21 protein-coding genes and 1 pseudogene are annotated in these 23,215 nt (G+C 39.9%); 6 read left to right on the top strand and 16 right to left on the bottom strand.

Annotation, left to right across the window (positions count from 1 at the left end):
• Positions 1-111 precede the first annotated feature (111 nt).
• The 3 genes and pseudogenes from fetB to HMPREF9200_RS02425 form a co-directional block, all read right to left on the bottom strand.
• On the bottom strand, positions 112-885 hold the full coding sequence (fetB, locus tag HMPREF9200_RS02435) for an iron export ABC transporter permease subunit FetB (protein ID WP_009353155.1): 774 nt from the start codon (positions 883-885) through the stop codon (positions 112-114).
• A complete protein-coding gene (locus HMPREF9200_RS02430; RefSeq protein WP_009353232.1) occupies positions 872-1,537 on the bottom strand; it encodes an ATP-binding cassette domain-containing protein in 666 nt (221 codons plus the stop codon). The genes fetB and HMPREF9200_RS02430 overlap by 14 nt, the downstream gene beginning before the upstream one ends.
• 21 nt (positions 1,538-1,558) lie before the next feature.
• Positions 1,559-2,313: pseudogene (locus tag HMPREF9200_RS02425) on the bottom strand (exodeoxyribonuclease III).
• A 331-nt stretch (positions 2,314-2,644) separates the two neighbouring features.
• On the opposite strand from HMPREF9200_RS02425, the gene HMPREF9200_RS02415 reads away from it, so the two are divergent.
• Positions 2,645-3,703: a TIGR00341 family protein gene (locus tag HMPREF9200_RS02415; protein ID WP_009353201.1), complete on the top strand. Its 1,059-nt coding sequence runs from the start codon at positions 2,645-2,647 to the stop codon at positions 3,701-3,703.
• A gap of 156 nt (positions 3,704-3,859) precedes the next feature.
• On the opposite strand, the gene argH is transcribed toward HMPREF9200_RS02415, so the two are convergent.
• Entirely contained in the window at positions 3,860-5,281 is a 1,422-nt protein-coding gene (gene argH / locus HMPREF9200_RS02410; protein WP_009353228.1) for an argininosuccinate lyase, read from the bottom strand.
• On the bottom strand, positions 5,281-6,495 hold the full coding sequence (locus HMPREF9200_RS02405; protein ID WP_009353173.1) for an argininosuccinate synthase: 1,215 nt from the start codon (positions 6,493-6,495) through the stop codon (positions 5,281-5,283). The genes argH and HMPREF9200_RS02405 overlap by 1 nt, the downstream gene beginning before the upstream one ends.
• A gap of 366 nt (positions 6,496-6,861) precedes the next feature.
• On the opposite strand from HMPREF9200_RS02405, the gene HMPREF9200_RS02400 reads away from it, so the two are divergent.
• Positions 6,862-7,674 (top strand): transglycosylase domain-containing protein, encoded by an 813-nt coding sequence (locus tag HMPREF9200_RS02400; protein WP_009353221.1) that lies wholly within the window; start codon positions 6,862-6,864, stop codon positions 7,672-7,674.
• Positions 7,675-7,830: 156 nt separating this feature from the next.
• Here the strand turns inward: HMPREF9200_RS02400 and HMPREF9200_RS02395 are convergent, their stop codons facing one another.
• Positions 7,831-8,610, bottom strand: coding sequence for a hypothetical protein (locus HMPREF9200_RS02395; RefSeq protein WP_009353239.1), 780 nt, complete (start codon positions 8,608-8,610; stop codon positions 7,831-7,833).
• A 194-nt stretch (positions 8,611-8,804) separates the two neighbouring features.
• Here HMPREF9200_RS02395 and HMPREF9200_RS02390 point away from each other — a divergent pair, with 194 nt between their 5' ends.
• Positions 8,805-10,889 carry an OPT family oligopeptide transporter gene (locus tag HMPREF9200_RS02390; protein WP_009353181.1) on the top strand — a complete coding sequence of 695 codons (2,085 nt, stop codon included), beginning with the start codon at positions 8,805-8,807 and terminating at the stop codon, positions 10,887-10,889.
• Between the two features lie 195 nt (positions 10,890-11,084).
• On the opposite strand, the gene HMPREF9200_RS02385 is transcribed toward HMPREF9200_RS02390, so the two are convergent.
• From HMPREF9200_RS02385 to HMPREF9200_RS02355, 7 genes are all read right to left on the bottom strand, one after another.
• Entirely contained in the window at positions 11,085-11,930 is an 846-nt protein-coding gene (locus HMPREF9200_RS02385) for a metal ABC transporter permease (RefSeq protein ID WP_009353231.1), read from the bottom strand.
• Entirely contained in the window at positions 11,927-12,775 is an 849-nt protein-coding gene (locus HMPREF9200_RS02380) for a metal ABC transporter permease (RefSeq protein WP_009353166.1), read from the bottom strand. Before HMPREF9200_RS02380 ends, HMPREF9200_RS02385 begins: the two co-directional genes overlap by 4 nt.
• An 8-nt stretch (positions 12,776-12,783) precedes the next feature.
• A complete protein-coding gene (locus HMPREF9200_RS02375) occupies positions 12,784-13,503 on the bottom strand; it encodes a metal ABC transporter ATP-binding protein (protein ID WP_255260712.1) in 720 nt (239 codons plus the stop codon).
• Positions 13,504-13,529: 26 nt separating this feature from the next.
• A complete protein-coding gene (locus tag HMPREF9200_RS02370) occupies positions 13,530-14,471 on the bottom strand; it encodes a metal ABC transporter solute-binding protein, Zn/Mn family (protein WP_009353227.1) in 942 nt (313 codons plus the stop codon).
• Positions 14,472-14,830: 359 nt separating this feature from the next.
• The gene (locus HMPREF9200_RS02365) at positions 14,831-16,006 is read right to left on the bottom strand and encodes a metallophosphoesterase (protein ID WP_009353171.1); all 1,176 of its coding nucleotides are present in this window, start codon (positions 16,004-16,006) and stop codon (positions 14,831-14,833) included.
• Between the two features lie 22 nt (positions 16,007-16,028).
• Positions 16,029-17,171 carry an A/G-specific adenine glycosylase gene (gene mutY, locus HMPREF9200_RS02360; protein ID WP_009353197.1) on the bottom strand — a complete coding sequence of 381 codons (1,143 nt, stop codon included), beginning with the start codon at positions 17,169-17,171 and terminating at the stop codon, positions 16,029-16,031.
• Positions 17,168-17,695: an 8-oxo-dGTP diphosphatase gene (locus tag HMPREF9200_RS02355; RefSeq protein WP_009353156.1), complete on the bottom strand. Its 528-nt coding sequence runs from the start codon at positions 17,693-17,695 to the stop codon at positions 17,168-17,170. The genes mutY and HMPREF9200_RS02355 overlap by 4 nt, the downstream gene beginning before the upstream one ends.
• A gap of 88 nt (positions 17,696-17,783) precedes the next feature.
• Between HMPREF9200_RS02355 and HMPREF9200_RS02350 the strand changes: the two genes are divergently transcribed.
• Genes HMPREF9200_RS02350 through HMPREF9200_RS08930 form a run of 3 tightly spaced genes read left to right on the top strand, consistent with a single transcriptional unit; the run spans position 17,784 to position 19,509 of the window.
• On the top strand, positions 17,784-18,566 hold the full coding sequence (locus tag HMPREF9200_RS02350; RefSeq protein WP_009353168.1) for a DUF4931 domain-containing protein: 783 nt from the start codon (positions 17,784-17,786) through the stop codon (positions 18,564-18,566).
• Positions 18,566-19,282: a metallophosphoesterase gene (locus tag HMPREF9200_RS02345; protein ID WP_009353234.1), complete on the top strand. Its 717-nt coding sequence runs from the start codon at positions 18,566-18,568 to the stop codon at positions 19,280-19,282. The genes HMPREF9200_RS02350 and HMPREF9200_RS02345 overlap by 1 nt, the downstream gene beginning before the upstream one ends.
• The gene (locus HMPREF9200_RS08930) at positions 19,279-19,509 is read left to right on the top strand and encodes a hypothetical protein (protein WP_038144502.1); all 231 of its coding nucleotides are present in this window, start codon (positions 19,279-19,281) and stop codon (positions 19,507-19,509) included. Before HMPREF9200_RS02345 ends, HMPREF9200_RS08930 begins: the two co-directional genes overlap by 4 nt.
• A 239-nt stretch (positions 19,510-19,748) precedes the next feature.
• Here the strand turns inward: HMPREF9200_RS08930 and HMPREF9200_RS09175 are convergent, their stop codons facing one another.
• From HMPREF9200_RS09175 to HMPREF9200_RS02330, 3 genes are all read right to left on the bottom strand, one after another.
• A complete protein-coding gene (locus HMPREF9200_RS09175) occupies positions 19,749-19,853 on the bottom strand; it encodes a putative holin-like toxin (RefSeq protein ID WP_369688074.1) in 105 nt (34 codons plus the stop codon).
• Positions 19,854-20,263: 410 nt separating this feature from the next.
• Positions 20,264-21,127, bottom strand: a complete 864-nt coding sequence (locus HMPREF9200_RS08010) for a PepSY domain-containing protein (RefSeq protein ID WP_009353205.1) — start codon at positions 21,125-21,127, stop codon at positions 20,264-20,266.
• Positions 21,128-21,438: 311 nt separating this feature from the next.
• Entirely contained in the window at positions 21,439-23,082 is a 1,644-nt protein-coding gene (locus tag HMPREF9200_RS02330; protein ID WP_141558178.1) for an L-lactate permease, read from the bottom strand.
• Between the last annotated feature and the right edge of the window lie 133 nt (positions 23,083-23,215).

Below are 23,215 nucleotides of genomic sequence, written 5' to 3'. Positions count from 1 at the left end.
TAATAGTAACACAACTCATTCCTTATGACTATAGATTTTCAAAAAATCCTACTTATTTTATAGGTAAATTAAAACTTTAAAAACACTTTTGTAAAAAAGAAGCTGATTCTATCACGAATCAGATAGAATCAGCTGTTCTTTTGCATTGAAAAATTGTCGACAACTCAAGTATCCTGCTATAGCAATGGCAATGGATATGGTTGAAAAGGACATGAAAATAACGATAATCTGGTATTTAATGGCCTCCATAGGACTCATGCCTGCTAAGATTAAGCCTGTCATCATCCCCGGTAAGGACACAATACCCAAGGTTTTCGCACTATCAATGGTAGGTTGCAAACTAAAGATAAGAGCTGCTCGCAAAATAGCTTTACAGGCCTGCATAGGCGTAGCACCCAAGGCTAGCTTAATCTGAATCTCTTGTTGGCGACTCTCAAAGTTCGTTGTAATTTGGCCGAAACATAATCCTACTGCCGCCATCGCCCCTGACATAACCATGCCTCCTACAGGGATCATTTGATACGGCGTAAAGGACAAAACATTAGCACTTAACAATACCGCTAAGGTAAAGATAGCACCAATGCCGATGCTGACACCTGCAATCCAGGAGGCATGTTTGATACCAGGTCCCCGTTTACCCCCATTTATAGCAGCACTGATCAGCATCACCAACAATACACCACCGGTAAACAAAGGATTGTCAGCGCCAAAAATGAAATGCAATAGATAACCTACTACCACAAGCTGTACGACTGCTCGCAAGGCACTGTGCAATATTTCTAGTTCCAATCGCAACCGCTGTTGATAGGACACGATAACAGTCATAACGATGAGTACTGTTGCCATCAGTAAGGATTCATTAGATAAGGCATTAAAGCTCCCCATGTAGCACCTCACAATCTGCAATACGACCTTCTTTCACGGTGATACGACGTTGCCCCATACGAAGACTTTGGTCTAGATTATGGGTCACCTGTAACAAGGTTAAGCCTTCTTTATGTAACTGCATAAGACCTTGTTCTACCCACTCCGTATTTTCCGTGTCCAAGGCAGATGTCACCTCATCTAATAACAACACCTCAGGGGCAAACAGTACACTCCGAATCAAGCAAATTCGTTGCATTTCACCACCGGATAACTCTGTATTCGACTTCTCTAACAACTGTAGATCCATACGAAACAAATCAAATAACTCTTTGATTCTTGCTTCGTCAACAGCACGACCCCGTATAGTAAAAGGAAATGCTAGATTACCTCGCACTGTTTGTCCGAATAAATAGGGCTGCTGGAAACAACAGGCTACTCGTTTGCGATACTCCGTCGGCGCATAGCTTTCTACAGGTCTACCATGAAAGAAAATCGTACCTCCCGTAGGAGATATCAAGGAGCTAGCCAATTTCAAAATTGTACTTTTACCACTCCCCGATGGACCTATGATGGTGATGCTTTCACCTTGTTGAACCTCAAAAGAAATATCCCCTAAAATCTGGCGACCATGAAGCATTAAAGAGATATTTTCAAAACGTAATAGTGACATAATGCACGCTCATCCTAGAAATTATAAATCCATAACTAGTTCCACTGGGCAATGGTCAGATCCAAAAATATCTGCATGAATCTTCGCCTCTTGGATTTTATCGGCAATGCTGTTGGACACTAAGAAATAGTCAATTCTCCATCCCACGTTCCGTTCACGAGCTTTCCCCATATAGGACCACCAACTGTAGGCATCTACCGCATCAGGGTATAAATAGCGGAATGTATCTGTAAATCCAGCTGCTAGCAGTTCTGTCATTTTTTCACGTTCTTCATCACTGAAACCAGCATTTTTACGATTTGTTTTAGGGTTTTTCAAGTCAATTTCTTGGTGTGCTACGTTCAAATCACCACACAAGATGACCGGCTTTTTCGCATCTAATGCTAGCAAATACTCGCGGAATGCCACTTCCCATTCCATGCGGTACTCCAAACGAGCCAATTCACGTTGGCTATTCGGTGTATAGCACGTAACTAAATAAAACTTTTCATATTCCGCCGTGATCACACGTCCTTCTTGGTCATGTTCCTCAATGCCAATACCATTCACTACGGAAATTGGCTTTTCTTTTGTGAAAATAGCCGTGCCGCTATAGCCTTTTTTACCGCACTATTCCAATATTGTTCATGATTTGGCAAGACCATTTCAATTTGTTCTGGTTGTAATTTTGTTTCTTGTAAGCAGAACATATCTGCATCTAATGCATCGAATGCATCCATAAATCCTTTTGTCATAGCTGCACGCAAGCCATTCACATTCCAAGAGATTAATTTCATTGTTAGTACCTCATAGTATTTAGTAACAAAAATATATATTGATTATATCATATATTTTCGATATTTACTTTCCCAATATTTTAAATGACAGTGGCAAATTTTGTTGGAAAATGAAGCAAAATTTCTTACTTTTTCTATCTGTTAAATTAATGGATTTCTTTAGAGAAATACCGAAAATTTTGATATAATGTTAAGGCTGACCTAAGAGATACGTAAAGGATAATTTTTAAAAGAATAATCGGTATGAATTAAAACCATGGAAGATTAGACAGAAATCTCTCTACCACCACCCATGCGGAAACAAGATTATATGAAATAAAAGGAGTACCCCATGACAGGAAACTATTCAGCACGTGAATACCGTGATAAATTATATGATGATCTTCATGTTCGATTAAGCGATACAGTAATTTTGATGTGCGCGATTTTTATTGCCTCTATAGGTTTAAATATGAATTCAACAGCTGTTATTATTGGAGCCATGCTGATTTCCCCTCTTATGACACCGATTGTTGGACTGGGATTCGGGTTAGCTATTTTTGATACCCGTTTAATCAAGCAATCTTTAAATGTTTTATTGACTCAAGTATTGGTCAGTTTGCTTGTCTCAGCTCTGTATTTCTGGATTTCTCCCATATCTTATGCAAGCAGCGAGTTGATTGCTCGAACCTCTCCAACCATTTGGGATGTTCTCATTGCTATTGCAGGTGGGATAGCAGGTGTCATTGGTTCAAGAAAAAAAGAAACGAACAATATCGTGCCAGGAGTAGCCATTGCAACAGCTCTGATGCCACCTATCTGTACTGCCGGCTATGGTTTAGCGAATGGAAATGTACAATTTATATATGGCGCTCTCTATCTTTTCTTAATTAACTGTGTCTTTATCATGCTAACCAATATTGTTGGAACAAGAATTTTGATGAGAAAATCTCCCTTACGCTCATTTAAAGAGCTAAACATTAAAATGAGAATTGGGTTGATATCCTTGATTGTATTATTAATTCTTCCAGCCACCTATTCAGCAGTCACGCTGACCATAGAGCAGGCACGAAAAGAAGGAATCAAACAGTTTGTAGGAAAAGAGTTTACCAATCATACGGTCATTAGTCAAGTCTACAAGTCAAACAAAAATGAATTGGTCTTGACGATTGTTGGCAATCCGCTTTCAGAAGAACAATTAGAAACACTCCGCCAAAAACAAGCCTCTTACGGTATTCAATCTGTTCATTTGAAAGTCAACCAAGTTAATCAAATTCATAATTCGACAAAATTGGATAGTGAGACAACCAAAGAATTTTATGAAAATATTAATAAGTATATCGATCAAAAACTCTCTGAAAAAAATTCACAAAAAAATATTGTAAAAGAAAATGAAGAAGACAAGGATTGAGGATATTGAACTTATCTCAAAAAAGCAACGGATTTGCCGTTGCTTTTTTGCATAGTTGCGATAGTCTTGCTAAACCAGAATCGCCCCATATACCATTTACAGATGCCACTTTTATACGAATGAGAGAAGACAATATGAATATTGCTACAAACCTATTTATTGTAAATGAATTTTTTCTTTCCATTGTTGGATTTGTGCCACTTCTTCTGCCACGATTGTTTGTCCAATCTGCATTTGACGTGCTACGCACTCTGGCGCTGTACCACTGTAGTTACTGCGACCTGCTACGCAAGCTTCGATGGTAATGGCATCCAAAATATCCGCCTCAAAGTGATGTGAAATAGCTTTGAAATCTTCTACTGAAAGATCCAACAACACACATCCTTTTTCAATGCAATGTTGTACCGCTGCCCCTACAATGGCATGGGCTTCCCGGAATGGTACACCTTTTTTCGCCAAATAGTCCGCCATATCCGTAGCATTGGAGAAATCATCGTCCAACACTGCTTTTGTATGGTCTCCATTGACTTTCATGTGACGTAACATATCCGCCGTAATAGAGATAGCGAAATGCAAGGTATCGATCGTATCGAAAACGCCTTCTTTATCTTCTTGCATATCTTTATTGTACGTCATTGGTAGGCCTTTCATGGTTGTAAGAAGTCCCATCAAATGACCGTAGATACGACCTGTTTTACCACGTACGAGTTCACATACGTCTGGATTTTTCTTTTGTGGCATAATGCTGGAACCCGTACAGTGTGCATCGTCTAATTCGATGAATCCAAATTCTGTGCTAGACCAAAGGATTAATTCTTCGCTTAAACGGCTTAAATGCATCATCACTTTTGCCCCAAAGCTGAGAAACTCTAGTACATAGTCACGGTCGCTGACAGCATCCATACTATTTTCATAGATGGCATCGAAGTGCAACAATTCTTTTGTTATGTTTTGATCGATAGGATAGGTCGTACCTGCCAAAGCCCCTGCCCCTAATGGCATTACATTGGCATGTTTAAAGATTAAGGGCAAATTATCGAAATCACGGCTTATCATGGAAAAGTACGCCATCATATGATGGCTAAATAGCACTGGTTGTGCCCGTTGTAAATGGGTGTAACCAGGGATAATGACCTCTTTGTATTTTTCTGCTACTTCTAAGAAGACTTGTTGCAAGTTCACAAGTTCTTCCCCCATGTGTACTACGGCCTTACGGATATACATGTGTAAGTCCACCGCCACTTGGTCATTACGGCTACGACCTGTATGGAGACGTCCACCTGCCTCACCGATGGCATCGGTTAAACGTTTTTCTATATTCATATGGATGTCTTCTAAGGCCACAGAGAACTCAAAATCTCCTACATCGATCTGCTTTTCAATAGCCTGTAAACCTGCTACGATAGCGTCCTTATCTTCCTTAGAAATGATGTGTTGCGCTGCTAGCATTGTGGCATGGGCAATACTGCCTGCCACATCTTCTTTATGCATACGGGAATCAAAGGAAATAGAGGACGTGAAGTCCTCTACTGCCTTATCCGTCCCTTTGGTAAACCGTCCGCCCCAAAGTTTCGCCATTATTTTAAACCTGCTTTCTCTTTCATTAATGCATTAATTGTCAAAGGCAATCCGAATAAATTGATGAACCCTTCTGCATCAGCTTGGTTATATACATCATCTTCTTCAAATGTTACAAATTCTTGGTTATACAAGGAATATGGAGATGTAGATCCTGCGCTGATAATATTACCTTTGTACAATTTCAATGTAACTTGACCGGTTACTGTTTGTTGTGTGCTATCCACGAAAGCTTGTAAAGCGCTCATCAATGGAGCAAACCACATGCCATCATACACAAGTTCTCCGTATTTGTTTGCCACCAACTCTTTATAATGGTATGTGGCTCTGTCTAGGCAAAGATATTCTAATTCTCTATGGGCATACATGATGATAGCTCCACCAGGATTTTCATAGACACCACGAGATTTCATGCCTACTAACCGATTTTCTACAATATCCACGATGCCAATACCATTAGCTGCGCCGATTTCATTTAAAGTTTGTAAGATGGTAAGTGGAGACATGGCTTGACCATTCACCGCTACTGGAACACCTTCTTTGAAGTCGATGGTCACCATAGTTGGTACATCTGGAGCTTCTTCTGGAGATTTGCTAACTAAATATACATCATTTTTAGGTGCATTCTTAGGATCTTCTAAATCGCCACCTTCATGGGATAAATGCCATACGTTTTGGTCCATGGAGTATGGGTGTTTTTTAGTAGCCACTACTGGAATATCGTGTTTCGCTGCATATTCCATGCAATCTTCCCGGGATTTCAATTCCCACTCACGCCATGGAGCAATGATTTTTGTATTTGGTGAAAGTGCTTTGATAGTCAATTCAAAACGAACTTGGTCGTTCCCTTTACCTGTCGCACCATGAGCGATGGCATCAGCACCTTCCTGTGCGGCAATTTCTACTAATTTTTTAGCAATCAATGGTCTTGCGAAAGAAGTACCTAATAAGTATTTGCCTTCGTATACAGCACCTGCTTTGACCACTGGCCAAATGTAGTCAGACACAAATTCTTCTTGCGCATCAATAATGTATGCTTTTGTAGCACCAGATTTGATGGCTTTTTTCTCTACTGCGTCATAATCTTCTGGTTGACCTAAGTTTACGCATACTGCAATGACTTCTGCGCCATAGTTTTCTTTTAACCAAGGAATAATAACAGATGTGTCTAAACCGCCGGAGTAAGCTAATACTACTTTGTTAATGTTGCTCATAATAAACCTCTTTCTTTGTGTAAATGACTGCTATGCAGTACCTGTTTCTATCTTATGAACGTATTATACAACCACTTGCATAATAATGCAAGTATTTTTTATAAAAATTCTTTTATATACATTTTTAATCTATATGTTGCTATTCCATAGCCATTCCCTATAACCTATCATTTCATAATTGCTAAGGGCTAAATCATAATGTCTATTGTTTTTTACTAAAAATACTATAACTCTAACAATCTCAACGTCATCACTACTCTGTTACATTACAAATATCTTATGTGTATATAACAAGGACAATCCACTTTATTATAAGATTCTATAAGTCCTATTGTTGATACACCCTAGATGTGATATGATGAACCCATGAAAACACTTTTTAAACTCATTCTTGTGCTTGCCATTGCTGCTGGTGGTTTATATTGGTTCGCTGGGTATACCCCAGAGGATGCTAAAACGACTACGCAACATGTAGCGCATACGATAAAAGAACAAACCATTGAACAAGGGGAAGATCAACTTTCCAGAATCGACCGCATCAAACGTCTCTTTCATTTTAAAGAAGCTGTAGAGGAGGCCATGGATAAACGGGTGCCACTAGAGCATCGCGTTCGCAGCGAAGACATTAGCCCTATAGTAAAACAAGCTTTAGTGGCTACGGAAGATAAACGTTTTTATGAGCATGGAGCGGTAGATTTTTTTAGCATTGGTCGCGCCTTATATACGAATACCATAGCTGGGCAAACCGTAGAAGGTGGCAGTACCATTACCCAACAATTAGTAAAAAATTTATTCTTATCCTCCAAGCGTATCATGTCTCGTAAGGTGGAAGAAGTATTTCTTGCCTATTTGATGGAGCATTATTACAGCAAAGATGAAATCATCACTATGTATCTTAACACCATTTATTATGGTACCGATTACTATGGTATTAAAGCAGCCTCTGAAGGATACTTTAAGACAGAACCAAAGGACCTTAACTTAAGTCAAGCTGCTGTGCTCGCAGGCATTCCACAAGCGCCGTCCTACTTTAACCCAGTAAGCAACATAGATGCTACAAAACAACGACAACGGACAGTATTAACCTTAATGGCACAACAAGGGATTATCTCCTATGCAGATATCGATAAAGCCTATTATAAGAGACTTGACGCTCCGAAGAAACAAGAGAATCACTAAATAAAAATAGAGGAAAGTTGAACAAAACCTATCAACTTTCCTCTATTTCATTTCCTAGTTATTTTTTACAATCTCTAGCTGTACATATACTTTCTATATTTGATACCACTAGGCATGACTACTTAACAGTTGCAGAGTGGGCTTATGATTTTTAACTTATTTCCCTAAGTTTCCTACTGGCACATAAATGCTACCACTAGACATAGGGGCAATAGTCCCTTGGTCGTAAATCAACACAATCTCATGATTTTCACGGGCAAAGAAACTATTTGGCTTGCCTACTGTGGCATCTGCATAGATAGATTTTTTACCATCTTTCGGTAGTTGTTGTATTCCTGCTGTAATCTTCTCTTGTGGAAGTCCACCAAAGTCATTTAAGGACAGCGTACGGCCTGTGGTGGTATTAAAAGTAAATCCCTTTTCCACGTTTACCCCATGAGACGCATTGTCTTCTATTGTATAGGATGTGATAGTGACAGAAAAAATACCATTCCCATCTGCTCTGACATCATAACTCATATACAGATTTTGTTTTTCTCCATCTACTGCTTTTTCATTCATCTTGTGGACTTGCTTACGAAGCTTTTCTACATACTCTGTAATCGTCTTATTTATCGCTTTCGTCACGTAAGGACTTACAGATTGCACTCGTGGGTATGTCAAATCCATATGATTTTCTTTCACTGTCTCTGGTTTGACTGTTACTTGCAAACGATCTGTAAACGCTTTTGCCGCTGGTGCTATGATTTGTTTTTTATCTTGTCTAGCTTTCATCGTTTCCTCACGGATGATGCGATTGGTTTCTGGCGATGCTGTTGTAGAGATACGTTCACCTACAGCAATCGGTGTTTCTTTCACCACCATAACATCTGCTGCCTGTAACGCCATCGGTAAACAAGCGGCCATGAATAGAGCGCCAAATATCTTTCTTTTCATAGTCTGTCTCCTTATGATATAGGAATAATTATTTCTTTATATATACACTAACTAGATGAACCTTATATGAATATTTTAACTATATTCTCTCAAAAAGACGTATGTATACAATATTTACTATATTTTTTATTGAAAGTCTATGAGAATACTGATACAATGGATGAGATAGTAGTGTATTTTAAGGAGGTATAACTATGAAGCATGATTTTATGAGTCATGATATTAGCTTACCGGAATTAACAGTCAGAGGTATGTTACTAGGTGCGATTATTACATTAATCTTTACTGCATCTAACGTATACTTAGGACTAAAAGTAGGTTTGACGTTCTCATCCTCCATTCCGGCTGCCGTAATATCTATGGCAATCTTACGCTTCTTCAAGGATTCCAATGTTCTTGAAAACAACATGGTACAAACGCAAGCATCTGCTGCTGGTACCTTATCTGCAGTCATTTTCGTATTGCCAGGTCTATTGATGATCGGTTATTGGCAAAACTTTGACTTATTGGAAACATTGTTATTATCCGCCTGCGGTGGCTGTCTTGGGGTATTATTTACCATTCCATTACGCCGTGCTATGGTTATGAACAGCGACTTACCATATCCAGAAGGTCGTGCCGCTGCTGAAATCTTGAAAGTAGGCTCCAGTGTTCCTGGTGAAACAGTAAAACAATCTGGTGGTATGAAAGAAATCGTATCTGGTGGCGCATTGGCTGGTATCATCAGCTTTGTTACTCAAGGTTTACGTGTCTTAGGCGAATCTAAATCATTCTGGTTCCCTGTAGGTGCTGGTGCTACACAAATTCCTTTCGGTTTCTCCTCTGCTTTATTAGGCGCAGGTTTCCTAATTGGTATTGCTAGTGGTATCGCTATCTTAATCGGTATGATTATTGCTTGGGGTGGTTTCGTACCATACTTAACAAATCATCTACCAAACCCAGATAATTTGGAAGCTATCAAATTCTCTAGCACAGTTTGGAAAACAAAAGTCCGCTTCATCGGTGCTGGTACTATCGGTGTGGCAGCGATTTGGACATTGTTAACATTGATCAAACCAATTATTGAAGGTATTAAATTATCTATTAAGTCCATGACGGCAAGCGCTGAATATCGCGACACACACCGTATGGATACAGATATGAAACCATCTACTATTGGCGTTGTATTTGCATTAATTATTATTGGCTTAATCATTTGCTTCTACTCTTTCGTGTCTGCTCTTCCAATGTCTGCAGGTCTTGCTTGGACATTAGTAATTGCAGGTATCGTAGTGGCATTGTTAATCGGCTTCTTCGTAGCTGCTGCTTGTGGTTACATGGCTGGTTTGATTGGTACTTCTGCAAGTCCAATCTCTGGTATCGGTATCATCGGTATCATCGTGTCTTCTCTAGTAGTATTTGCCATCGGTTCTGCCAATGACTTATTGTCTACTCCAGAAGGCGTAAAATTCTCCACTGCCTTGGCGATCTTCATGACATCCGTAGTTATCTCCATTGCAGCAATTTCCAACGATAACTTACAAGACTTGAAAACTGGTCAATTAGTGGGTGCTACACCTTGGAAACAACAGGTAGCTCTATTAATTGGTTCCTTAGCTGGTGCCGTAGCGATTGCTCCAGTACTTGACTTGTTATACCATGCATATGGTTTTACAGGCGCTATGCCTCGTGAAGGAATGGATCCTGCTCAAGCATTATCCGCTCCACAAGCTACTTTGATGCGTCAAATCGCAGAAGGTATCTTCAATGCTAATATGGATTGGACATACATTTTCTACGGCATCGTAGTAGGTATCGTAGCTATCGTTGTAAACTTAATTTTAAAATCTACAACAAAATCCTTAACATTACCACCACTTGCAATTGGTATGGGTATCTACTTACCTCCAACTTTGGAAATGCCTCTTGTAATGGGTGCCATCATCGGTTACTTCGTAAATCGTTACATTACAAAACGTGCGAAAGAACGTGCTGGTGCTTATGCAGATGCTGACGTAGAACAATCTAACCGCCGTGGCGTATTGTTCGCTTCTGGCTTGATCGTTGGTGAAAGTATCATCGGCGTTATCATCGCTGGTATCATCGCCTTCTCCGTAAGTACAGGTGGTAGCGAAGCTCCACTTCAATTAGCTTTCACTGAAGCAAAATCCTACGGTGATACAGCTGAATGGCTAGGCTTTGCTGCTTACATCTTCGTTGCACTTTGCTTAATCCGCATCGTTATTGCTTCTAAATTCAACAAAGCAGAAGCAGAAGCAATCGAAAATATGAATAAATAAAACACTACACATATCACAAAATAGGCTGTAACCATTTGGTTGCAGCCTTTTTATTCCGCTAAAGAAATACACAAATAACAAAGGACTGAAGTAAATTCTAACGCATCATTTTACTTCAGTCCTTTTATATTTGTATCATGCTAGCATATACAATGCTACCTTAATGTATTCTTTCTAGCATATACAATGATACTATTATCCATTGTTTCTACCATATTTATAGATCCACACCAGTCCATAGATACATCCGATGACTGTGGCAATCATACCACCAATAGATACGTCCCAAAGAAAGGCTAATGCTACACCGATAGTAGTAGCTACGGTAGATACTATCATACTAATGAATAGCATGGCTTTCACAGAACGAGCTAGCATAAATGCCGTTGCTGGTGGACCAATCATACAACCCGTTACCAAGATAGCCCCTACAGTTTGAAAGGAAGCTACTGTCGTCAAGGACGTCAATGTCATAAGTCCATAGGACACTGCCATAGGCATCGCTTGATATATCTTAGCACACACAGGATCAAAGGTGGTAAGTATTAATTCTTTCTTAAACAGCGCAATACATACCGCATTGATAAGGCATACCAGAATGGCAATCCACAACAACATAGGTCCTAAGTCATAGGCATCTACGGTAAAGCGTTGGAATGTGGCAAAGGCTAAATCCCCTAAAATCGCCGTATCCACATCGAGATGTATGTGTTTACCAAATAAGGTAACTAACACAATAGCTAGGGCAAATAAGAAGGGAAACACGATACCGATAGCTGCATCTGGCCGAATATACCGACGTCGTTGCATCCACTCTACGGCATACACCGTCCCTACCCCCATGGCGGTAGCACCAATGATGAGCCAAGGAGAGTTCAAATCTTTTGTCACCAAAAAAGCAAGTACAATACCTAAAAAAACAGTATGCGTAATGGCATCCACCATCATAGATAAACGGCGCAACACCAAGAATGTACCTATGAGGCTACAGCTGATGCCTGTCACTGTGGCGATACCCCATATTTCTAAGATATGGCTCATCCTAAACACCTCCTCATGAGGCGTTTACCATTAGCCAATACTAAACTTAATAAAATCATACCAGTCATAACAATGATAATAATAGGGCCCGTAGGAAGATTGCCCCATAGAGCACTCACAAAAGTTCCCATAAAGGCGACTACACTACCACAGATGGCAGCAATAATTACCAAGGTCCGCAAAGAATGAGTCCATTGACGACCAATCATGGCTGGACCAATCAGCAAGGAGCTAATTAAAATCACGCCCACCGTCCGTATGCCAATCACAATAGTCACTACGAGAGCCGCTCGATAAAAAAATCGTACCTTTGACACGGGGATACCCATCAACTGGGCTTCGATAGGGTCAAATACGGTAAGACTCAACTCTTTCCAAAGTATAATAACCCCACCTACAATGCAAGTTCCACAAATGGCCATCACCCAAATATCACTTTGCATCATGGTTACAGCTTGTCCAAAGATAAACGTATTCAGACCTGCCTGTCCAGCATTTTCCATAGACTGTACTCGCGTTAATAGCACTGTACCAAATCCAAAGAAAGCCGCTAAAATCGTGGCTAAGGCTGCATCAAAACGAACTCCTTTTTGGGATGTTTTATACATAATCCATTCTGATAAACAGGCCGTGCAAATCGCACCTAGTAATAGCACTGTGGTGTCTTTCACTCCTGTTAGAAGAAATCCTGCCACTACCCCAGGTAGTGTGGAATGGGCTACACCATCGCCTAGTAAGCTTTCTTGACGCAATACTGCAAAGGTTCCTATGACGCCACATACCAAGCCTAGCATCACCGTCCCCAGTGCTACGATTTGAAATGTATATTGTTGTAATAATTCCATGGTGCCTCCTAGTATGAATATGTCTCATCTAGGATAGGGGATCCCACTATGTCTCGAACCGGTCCCATGCCCACCAATCTGCGATTGATGCAGAGAACTTGATCAAAATAAGCTTCCAAAGTTTGCAAATTATGATGTACGATCAGCAATGTTTTTCCTGCTGCTTGCATGTCTTTCATAATCTTTACGAGTACCGCCTCTGTCGTCTTATCGATACCCTTGAAAGGCTCATCTAGTATATATACATCTTGATTTTCCACCAAGGCACGAGCTAGAAATACACGCTGTTGCTGTCCTCCTGACAATTGTGAGATAGACCGCTGTGCATAGTCTAACATGCCTACCGTTTGCAAGGCTTTTGTCGCCTCATCTCGTTCACGTTTCCCTGGGCGTGTAAACCAACCTAGTCTGCGGTAGGTGCCCATCAATACCACCTCAAATACCGTAATGGGATAATCCCAATCTACCGCTGAGGTTTGTGGTACGTAGGCAATATGGTTATAAATACTATTTGTTTTCGCGCCTCCATACGCAGAAACTGTTTTAGTATCTAATGTTAACTCAATCCTTCCTTCTACTAATGGCACAAGCCCTAACATGGCTTTCACCAAGGTTGATTTGCCGGCACCGTTAGGACCAACTATGGCCGTCATCGTTCCTTGTTCAATCTGAAAGGATACATCTTTCAGCACCACCGTATCATCATAGGCTACTGAAAGATGATTCACTTTCAAAATACACTTGCTGTCACTCATCATTTAAGAGCGCCTACAATGGTATCGATGTTGGCTTTGACCATGCCAATGTAAGTGCCGCCTTCTGTGTTAGGAGAACCTAAGGAATCGGAGTATAATTCACCGCCGATAGCTACGTCCCAACCTTTAGCTTTACATGCTTCTTGTACAGCTTCGATTGTTTTATGAGGAACAGAAGATTCTACGAAGATAGCTTTGATTTTGTGGTCTACAATAAATTGTACTAAGTCGTTCATATCTTTTGTGCCCGCTTCTGTAGCTGTGCTCACACCTTGCAAGCCTTTTACTTCAAAGCCATAAGCACGAGCAAAGTAATGGAATGCATCATGCGCTGTAACTAATACACGAGATTGTTCAGGAATTTCTTTCGTTCTATCTTTAATATATTGATCTGCTGCATCTAATTCTTTCATGTATGCTTCGTAATTAGCCACATAAGCTTTTTCATGTTTAGGGTCTTTCGCTACCAATGTGTCTTTTACCACTTTTGCAGCTAATTTCCAGTTTTGTACATCGAACCAAATATGAGGGTCTTTTGCATCTGGACCTTCTTCTTCAAAGGCTAACAATGTGGATGGATCCATATCTTTAGACACTTCCACTACTGTTTTGTTGGATTTTTTTAATTCTTGGAATACTTGGCCCATTTTACCTTCTAAATGGATACCATTCAAGAAGATTATATCGCCTTTTTGTAAAGTAGATACATCACCTGCACTAGCTTGGTATAAATGTGGGTCTACCCCAGCCCCCATCAATCCTTGTACTGTTACATGGTCACCACCAATTTTTTGTACTAAATCTGTAATCATTGTTGTAGTAGTTACCACTTGTAATGGCTTACCATCTTGTACCGTATCCGCTTGCTTTCCACAGCCTGCAATAGCCATAATACAAACGGCAAACACAATGAACAGCCGCCATAATTTAAATTCTTTCATGGTCTTTCCTCCCTTACTAAACATGTGGGATGTCCTGTACTATCCCTAAATTAAAAATTCCATGAGTCTTACTTATTTATACTATATCACAACTGATAGTATTTCTCAATATAGATTTTTAATTATGTCTTTCAAAGAATGAAAGAATTAGCTATTACCTTTATTATCATTTATATTTATGATAATGGGTATTGTTTACTCTATAATATATCATTAAACATGTCTTATGTGTGCCCAAAAAAGTCCACTTTGAGATGACAATATATTTTTTTGTGATATACTACAGGTACAAAAGTTAATCAAATCCATTGAAACAAAGAACCCCCACAGTTGCCGCTGTGGGGGTTCTGCTTTTTCACTTATAATATCGTAAACACGGTCACTTCTCTAGCACAGTTCAACCGCACAGGGAACCAATGTCCCGACCCTCGGCTTACGTAAGCAAATAATCCTTGTTCTTCGTAGAGTCCTTTCCAATACGGCTTATACACCGGCACTAGGTTCACGCCCCATAGATTAATCTGTCCTCCATGGGTATGTCCAGATAAGATTAATGGGATATGTCTACGGAATGCTTCAGGGATATAGTTCGGATGGTGCGCCAACAAGATAGGATATGCATTGTCGGGCATACCTTTCATGGCTTTGTCCAACAAGCGTACATTTTCCTCTTGCACATCGTCTTTAAAGTGGTAATCCATGCCTACTAAATACACAGGACGAGGTCCACCTAATATCTGTTGATGACTGTTACGATACATGTGCATCTTCGTTTGGTGGAACCGCTTCCACACACGCTCTACATCGACGCGGTATTCGTGATTCCCTAAAATATAATCAATGCCATCAGGAAAATCTTGTACACGGCTATCTAGATAATCTGCCACTTCATCAAGATACCCCAAATCATCGATTAAATCTCCAGTGATAACCAGTCGATTCGGGTGTTCACTAGCAATGGCATCCACCATTTCTTTCAACTTATCCATGCCGATGAAAGGACCTATATGAATATCGCTGAGTTGTCCAATTTTATATCCTTTCAAAACCTCTGGTCTATCTTTCAAAGCCAACTGTATCTTGCGTAGTTGCAGTTCACCATTCCCTTGAAAGGCCGCTACTGATCCTGTGACACCTACTACAGCAGGTACCACCACTGCCGTACGTTTAAAGAAATTCCGCCGTGATTCGTCGATATGGCTATCCCCGCTGTCAGAGCGAGCCCCTAAACGCATAAGTCCATAGAATACACTGAAGATAGTCAATACTGCAAAGGTGCCGAACAGTGCTACAACCAATCCATTCAGTTCGATTAGAACCGGGCGTACTAGATCCAGCACCATGCCACCATGAATGCTGTACATAAGGCGTTGTAGGACAATCGTTCCTACTGCAAGGGCTAACCCCAGTACACCGCCATAGATTAGGCCCTTTCGTTTCGAACCGTTTCTAAATAAAGCTACCCAGTATCCTGTCATAGCTCCAAAAAGAGTCATTCCAAGCACCAAGATTCCTATTAATATATATATTCTCATCTATATCACTCCTCGGTATAGATTAACAAAGATCAATGAATTTACCATGAGGTCCTGCCCAAGGTAAGACGTGAAAGGCCTCTTTACGACAGAGAATCCAATCCTCCTTCAGAGGAATAATCTGACCTTCTGCTACAGCTTGTTGCACCGCTTCATCACCTTCCAACACGATTGGATTCGGCATATCGATTGCCACCTCTGTCGCTTCCCCTCGATAGCCTTTCATCGTCCATTTGCGATGGCTAAAGATATGGGTCACTTCCTTTGCCATAGGTCGTTCCATAGTGACGGTAACCCCAATGGATTGTAACCCCTCAATTAATTCTACTTTGCGACTCTCTGCTGTGCCACCTTCTACGCTGGGAAACTCCCACATATTCTGCAGCAATCCTTCTTTGGGTCTTCGATGCAATAGGTAGTACCCATCTACTGTAGAAATAATCCCTACGTATAATTGGACAGATTGTACCTTTGTTTTCTTAATCCGTATAGGTAACACTTGTTCCGTGCCTTCTGCTTTTGCCTTACAATCCTGTACTAATGGGCAAGACTCACAACGAGGTGTTTTGGGAATACAAATGGATGCACCAAAGTCCATAAGGGCTTCGTTAAAGTCGCCTGGTCGATCGTAGGGCATAGTATCCTCTACCAAGGAAGTAATCACTTTTTTCCCTACGGTCCCTAAAATATCTTCGTGGATATTGTATAGACGAGCATAGACACGAAGTACATTCCCATCGACAGCAGGTTCACGAAGGTTATACGCAATGGAGAGCACTGCCCCAGCTGTATAGGAGCCTACGCCTTTTAAAGATTCCATTTCCTTCCGTGATCTCGGTACTTGTCCCCCATAGGTTTCTACCACTTCTTTCACACCTTGATGCAAATTACGAGCCCTAGAATAATACCCCAAACCTTGCCATGCCCGAACCACTGTATCTTCTTCGGCACTAGCTAAACTTTCAAGTGTTGGAAATTGCAACACCCAGTTTTCAAAATAAGGACGCATGGCCTCAATCCGGGTTTGTTGAGACATCACTTCCGACACCCAAATACGATAGGGGTCTTTACTTTCACGCCAAGGTAAGTCACGCTTATGCACATCATACCAATTTAATAAATGCTGTGTCCATGCCACTTGGCTTTGCTGTTCTACTTGTTTCACTTCATGCCCTCATATATCCAAGCCGTCACACGGTCTACATCGTCGCTTTCTAGCACCTCTTCTACAGTTATAAATTGCATGGATTCTATCGTACTATTATCTTCTTTGAAAGTAATGATACCTTTCAACTTCTCGCCACGCCAAACCCGTGGAATCCACTCTTCATCACCAGCCCACATATGGTCAAAGGGAGTGTTCTCCAACGTAAACCAATGAGGCTCCATCTCTTCTGATTCCAAAGGAATACCTTGAAATTGTTCTACCATATATACATAACTAATATGACTCAACTCCGGTGAGTAAGGGAACTGAAAGTCCAATAGCGCCACTGCCTGTAGGTCCTCTTCTTTCACCAGTAAGGATACTTCTTCGAAGACTTCTCGCACGGCGCAAGCACGGAAACTTTCACCATCCTCAATTTTACCACCAAATCCATTATAATAGCCGGCTCCAAAGCCGCGTTTTTTACGTCCTAATAAAAATAAATTCTCCCGTTTTGGAAAACATAATGTTGTAGGTCTCATAGTTCCTCCTATTCTTTTTTATTATATCATGTTTCACACTTTCATAAACCTCGCCCCCTATGATACTATAGTAATAGTGAGGTGAACTATGAAAGAACCATTAATTTTTGATATTGCTCTGGGACAAACAAAGCCCAACAGCATGCACAATCGCGACGGGCACTGCCCATTTTGCGAACCCTCGCAATTAACTGATATACTAGATACATCTGGGTCTATCATTTGGCTTATGAATAAATACCCTGTATTGGAACACACATGGCCTACTGTTATTATTGAAACGTCACCACATGTGCATACAGAATATTCTAAATTACCCTTGTTAGATGCGGTCCATATTTTAGAGTTTGGGCGAATGAAATGGGAGGAGGTAAAATCCGACCCTCGTTTTACCTCTGTCTTATTCTTTAAAAATTACGGCCCCATGTCTGGAGGCTCTATTTATCACCCTCACAGCCAAATCATTGGCCTAGAGGACTATGATTACCGTGAAGATATTCACAGAGAACATTTTGAAGGATGGCTCATCTATGAAAAGGATGGTCTGCGCATGACTTTATCTAATCGTCCTATCCATGGATTCTTTGAATTTAATATGCGGTTTGATCCACAATTAGATACATCCATATTAGCCAAATATTTACAACGTATCTTACGCTATGTATTAGAAGGATTTTCTAAATATGTAAAATCTTATAATCTATTTTTCTACGATATAAATGACGGTTATCACTATCTAAAAATTGTACCACGCTATATAACATCACCGCTTTTCATCGGTTATGGAATTTCACAAGTGTGTCATGAAACACGCGCCTTAGAGGTTATCCGTCATATACAACCATATTTACACAATTCTTTGGAGGTTTAATGAAAGTTTTTGCCATTGGCGATTTACACCTATCTGGGCAACCACCAACAAAACCTATGACCATCTTCGGTCCACACTGGGATAACCACTGGGAACGTATCCAAGCACACTGGCGAGAACATATTGATCCTAATGACCTAGTCTTTCTAGTAGGTGATATGTCTTGGGCTATGCGCCTTAGTGATGCAAAGGTAGATCTAGATACCATTGCGACCCTGCCTGGGAAAAAGTTTATGATTCGTGGCAATCACGATTATTGGTGGACAAGTCTACAAAAAATGAATACTCTTATGGAAGGACGTATCACATTCTTACAAGGTAGAGGTTTGTACCATAATGGTATCGCCTTCGGCGGCACGAAAGGCTATATCTATCCACAAGACCCTTTCTTTAAAGAAGCTGATGACCGCCACATCTATGAGCGGGAATTAATACGTACTAAAGCAGCTCTAGACGCTATGGAAACTGCTATTACTGAAAGTGGTGATGACCCATCTCAGATAACACGCATACTGTTACTGCACTATCCACCCACCTTAGAAAATCATGCCAATGGATTTACGGACCTACTAGAACAGTACCAAGTAGATCACTGCGTGTTTGGTCATTTACATGACAAAGCATCATTTCAAAAAATACCTTCTCATTGGGGGCATACACAATTACACTTAGTCTCAGCAGATGCTGCTAATTTTATGATGAAGGAGATACCATGAGCCGTATCCACAAAGAACACTTACAAGCAGGGTACATCTTTGGTGACCCTCATAACTCAGAATACCTATACCTACCCGCCGGAGAAGTTGGCTCCAGCGACCCTCGATGCATATTCGAACAAGGGCCTACAAAAGAAGACCTAACCCTAGACGAAGCGTGCCGTATCATCGATCGATATACACTAAAACCATGTAAGCACCCAAAACTAGGCAAACGGTCATTTTAAGGTACCATCTACCTATATTGGTTGCACTATATTTTGACAAATTCATTCATGTATATACTATGGCAATATTATATGTCATTCATAATAGAGTACCACCTATAATAAAATAAGTAGCCTTACGCAACAAACTATGTTACACTAAACATAATAAAAGAAGAGCCATCAACGTGTCTTAGGCGTTAGGCTCATCTCAAATACTAGAAATTTGATTTGCCTAACGTGTTAAGTACTTGCAATACTTATCTTGACGTTAGGCTTTTCACTGACATATTTAAGTAAGTTAAAAATGCTATAACCAACATTCCAAATTGTATTAGTAAACTAAAAAACTCGAATGGTGTCATAGTATTACCTCCTCCCAATGATTAGGAAGAGATGAGCCCAACTCACGTTGATAGATCTTCTATATTTATAGTATAGCGCATTTTTACATTTCGTTGATATAGATTAAAATAATTATCAATTCCCTAAGAAACGCCGTTGCGTGTAGAACACCAGTGGCGTTCCTTTTTTGTCTAAATAAAGTAATACTAGAAGAGCACGACATGTTCCGGAGCAAACCTAACGTAGTATCAGTTTGTGGAGGAATATGTCGTGCTCTTCCCTTTGCTAAGTAAAAGAAACGCCACTGGTTTCATAACGAAGCCAGTGACGTCTTAAAAAAGGGAGTATTTATATTGTTTATATTGTTTGTGTTATGTTTGTGTTATTTGTATTTATATAGTAAGGGAGTTTAAGGAGAATAATACTAAGATTAGTATTTGCTAGTTTTCATTTTTACATTGATAACTTCACCAGTCATTGCATCTACTTTGACTTCAGCTTCTTTACCACTGCCATCGATCATATCCATTTCATACATTAAACGACCATGCTCTTTCTCCACAGTCCACTCTATCGCTTGATACATGCCACCCACTTTTTCTTGAGCTTTTGTTTCAGCTACTTCTGGCATGATAATATCATTTACATTGAAAGCTTTTGCCATCATATGACCTTCCATGCTTGGCATACCTTGTCCATGCATCATAGAGTTATCTTTCATCATCTTCCCATGTTTCATATCCATAGACTTCATCATGTTATCTTTTTTCATATGCATAGATTTCATATCATGCTTTATGGATGTTACTTCTGTACCCATCACTTCACCAGCTTCAGTCATATGCATTTCCATTTTTTGACTATTACTAAATCCTTCCACTTCATACATAGGATGATGTTTTCCATCATAGGAAATAGATGTGACTTGTGCATTAGGATACATGGACATAAATGTTGTTACTGCCCCTTTATAGTCTACTTGTTTCATATCCATCATGCTCGGCATAACACTGCCTACACCATTCCAGGTACCCATCTTAGCCATTTGTTTTTGACTCATCATAGCATTGTCATTCATCATACTCATAGAATCTTTAGATATGCCAGTCATCATAGCCATAGGCATTTTGTCCATACTATTCATAGGCATAACAATCATCATTTCATTAGGATTTGCTTTCACAGACATAGTATTCATCATAGTGGTATCTGCTGCATTCGCTACCCCACTCGCCATCATAAGTCCTGCACCTAGAGCCATCACAGCAGCTCCTAAACGAAACATTTTTTTCATAATCTCCTCCTTCACGTGCCCGATGCATCGTGTCTTGTTTTTCTATTAAGGAATATTCGTTATTTCTAACTTGCTTATATCTTACCTTTTATATATGAAAAAAGCATGAAAAAAATATGAGCCAACCATGAAGTTACAATGAATATTAGATGAAGTTTTAATCTCTGCTACATACATGTATTCCCTCATTTATATACAAATATTAATATATCATAGTGAAAGCTATTTCAAACTATATAAACTCAATAAATACAAAAAGAGACAACACCGAAATGTTGTCTCTTTATCTGTTTTAGTATGCTAGATGGTAATTAGTGTTTAACTAATGTTAAGATACCTTCCAATTGTGGGAAGAACTCTTGACCAAAGTAAGCAAAAATACCAGAAATAACTAAGTATAACAAGAAGTATTTAGACACATGAACCATGATGGAACTTGCATCGATGGAATGACGTAATTGGTCAGCTTTTTGTGCATCGATTTTGTGTTCTTCGATGAATGTGTTAAGAGCAGGACCTACGGCACCGATGGCAATCGCAATACTTTGTGGGGAGAACATTTTACCAACACCAGCGGAACCAGAGTTAGTTGCTGCCAACCACAATGCTAATGTATCATGACCAGGTGTCAATTGATGAGCCGCTGCTGTTTGCAATGGTCCGAACAATACGTTTGCATTTGTACCAGAACCTGTCAAGAAGGCACCCAATGCACCAATTACAGGAGCAAATGCAGGGTACATACTACCGGTAGCAGCTACTAATGCATTCGCAATCATGCCAGTCATACCAGAGTATGTCATCAATTTTGCAGTTACTACTACAGAAATGATTGTTACATACGTTAATTTCAAAGTTTTGAAAGTATTAGTTAATACTTGTTTTTGAGTTCCAAGACCTGCTTTTTGGATAAAACCACCAATTAAAGCGGAAATGAAAATCATGATACCAGGAGTCGCAATCCAAACGAATGTGTAAGGTTTTGCATTTACACCAGCATGGATAGGTACAGATGTTTTAAATACCATCAAAGCACTATATACAGCTGGCACCAATTTAGATGTACCAATTAACAAGATGAAAATCAAAATGAATGGAGATGCTGCAATTAAACCTTCTTTAGCAGACACTGTACGTGCAGCGCCAGTTTCAACTTTGTATTCTGGATCATTAACAGGCATTAATTTTGCGATAGCAATAATCACACCCATGATTACAATAGAAGAACCCATAACGGCTAACTCAGGACCACCTGCATACATGCTAATCAATAATTCAGGAATCGCCAATGCTAAACCAGCTAATAAAGTTTGTACAAATACACCTTTAATTGCTTTCACACCGCCCGCAATGATGCCTACGATGAAGAATGGAGTAATTACGTTTAAGAAGAATAATTGCACTGCAATGAATGTACCCAATTCAGCTGGTTGTAGACCAGTCAAAGATGCCAATGTTGTTGTTGGAATCGCAATAGAGCCAAATGTAGTTGGTACGGAGTTTGCTACTAAACAAGCCAAGATGGATTTCAATGGATCAAATCCTACTGCTACCATCATCGCTGCTGGAATAGCAACGGCTGTACCGAAACCTGCCATACCTTCCATGAAAGCACCAAAGCCCCATGCTAACAATACGGCTAAGATACGCATATCACTAGTTACGGAAGATAACATAACTTTAATAGTTTCCATAGCTTTTGTATGAACTACTAATTGATATGTAAAAATTGCTGCTGTAATAACCAAAAGAATTGGCCAAACTGCAAGAGCTACACCTTCCATAGCTCCTGTGTACATAATATATGCATTTTCTCCATAGTAGAATACAGCTAAAATATATGTACCAATTGCTGCTGCCAAACATGCTTTCCATGCAGGCATTTTTAATACTGCCAATGCTACGATAAGCCATAGGATCGGCAAGACTGCTAAAAATATATCCATATTAACAATCCCTTTCTATAGTGTGAATCACTGTAATTCAATTCTAGCATACGCACAGTGTGATATAAACAAAAAGAGAGGAAATCCACAGATTCCCTCTCTCATATGTTCAAAGATGTTGACTGTTACCAGTCTCTAAGAA

Origin of the sequence: Veillonella sp. oral taxon 780 str. F0422 (assembly GCF_000221605.1) — a bacterium.
In the GTDB taxonomy this organism is placed as follows: Bacteria; Bacillota; Negativicutes; order Veillonellales; family Veillonellaceae; genus F0422.
This window is presented reverse-complemented; position numbering and strand designations above follow the sequence as displayed.

What these genes read in the sequence shown, in the direction of transcription:
- fetB (WP_009353155.1), bottom strand. Translation starts at nt 885, where the DNA reads ATGGGGAGCTTTAATGCCTTATCTAATGAATCCTTACTGATGGCAACA.
- HMPREF9200_RS02430 (WP_009353232.1), bottom strand. Translation starts at nt 1,537, where the DNA reads ATGTCACTATTACGTTTTGAAAATATCTCTTTAATGCTTCATGGTCGC.
- HMPREF9200_RS02415 (WP_009353201.1), top strand. Translation starts at nt 2,645, where the DNA reads ATGACAGGAAACTATTCAGCACGTGAATACCGTGATAAATTATATGAT.
- argH (WP_009353228.1), bottom strand. Translation starts at nt 5,281, where the DNA reads ATGGCGAAACTTTGGGGCGGACGGTTTACCAAAGGGACGGATAAGGCA.
- HMPREF9200_RS02405 (WP_009353173.1), bottom strand. Translation starts at nt 6,495, where the DNA reads ATGAGCAACATTAACAAAGTAGTATTAGCTTACTCCGGCGGTTTAGAC.
- HMPREF9200_RS02400 (WP_009353221.1), top strand. Translation starts at nt 6,862, where the DNA reads ATGAAAACACTTTTTAAACTCATTCTTGTGCTTGCCATTGCTGCTGGT.
- HMPREF9200_RS02395 (WP_009353239.1), bottom strand. Translation starts at nt 8,610, where the DNA reads ATGAAAAGAAAGATATTTGGCGCTCTATTCATGGCCGCTTGTTTACCG.
- HMPREF9200_RS02390 (WP_009353181.1), top strand. Translation starts at nt 8,805, where the DNA reads ATGAAGCATGATTTTATGAGTCATGATATTAGCTTACCGGAATTAACA.
- HMPREF9200_RS02385 (WP_009353231.1), bottom strand. Translation starts at nt 11,930, where the DNA reads ATGAGCCATATCTTAGAAATATGGGGTATCGCCACAGTGACAGGCATC.
- HMPREF9200_RS02380 (WP_009353166.1), bottom strand. Translation starts at nt 12,775, where the DNA reads ATGGAATTATTACAACAATATACATTTCAAATCGTAGCACTGGGGACG.
- HMPREF9200_RS02370 (WP_009353227.1), bottom strand. Translation starts at nt 14,471, where the DNA reads ATGAAAGAATTTAAATTATGGCGGCTGTTCATTGTGTTTGCCGTTTGT.
- HMPREF9200_RS02365 (WP_009353171.1), bottom strand. Translation starts at nt 16,006, where the DNA reads ATGAGAATATATATATTAATAGGAATCTTGGTGCTTGGAATGACTCTT.
- HMPREF9200_RS02355 (WP_009353156.1), bottom strand. Translation starts at nt 17,695, where the DNA reads ATGAGACCTACAACATTATGTTTTCCAAAACGGGAGAATTTATTTTTA.
- HMPREF9200_RS02350 (WP_009353168.1), top strand. Translation starts at nt 17,784, where the DNA reads ATGAAAGAACCATTAATTTTTGATATTGCTCTGGGACAAACAAAGCCC.
- HMPREF9200_RS02345 (WP_009353234.1), top strand. Translation starts at nt 18,566, where the DNA reads ATGAAAGTTTTTGCCATTGGCGATTTACACCTATCTGGGCAACCACCA.
- HMPREF9200_RS08930 (WP_038144502.1), top strand. Translation starts at nt 19,279, where the DNA reads ATGAGCCGTATCCACAAAGAACACTTACAAGCAGGGTACATCTTTGGT.
- HMPREF9200_RS09175 (WP_369688074.1), bottom strand. Translation starts at nt 19,853, where the DNA reads ATGACACCATTCGAGTTTTTTAGTTTACTAATACAATTTGGAATGTTG.
- HMPREF9200_RS08010 (WP_009353205.1), bottom strand. Translation starts at nt 21,127, where the DNA reads ATGAAAAAAATGTTTCGTTTAGGAGCTGCTGTGATGGCTCTAGGTGCA.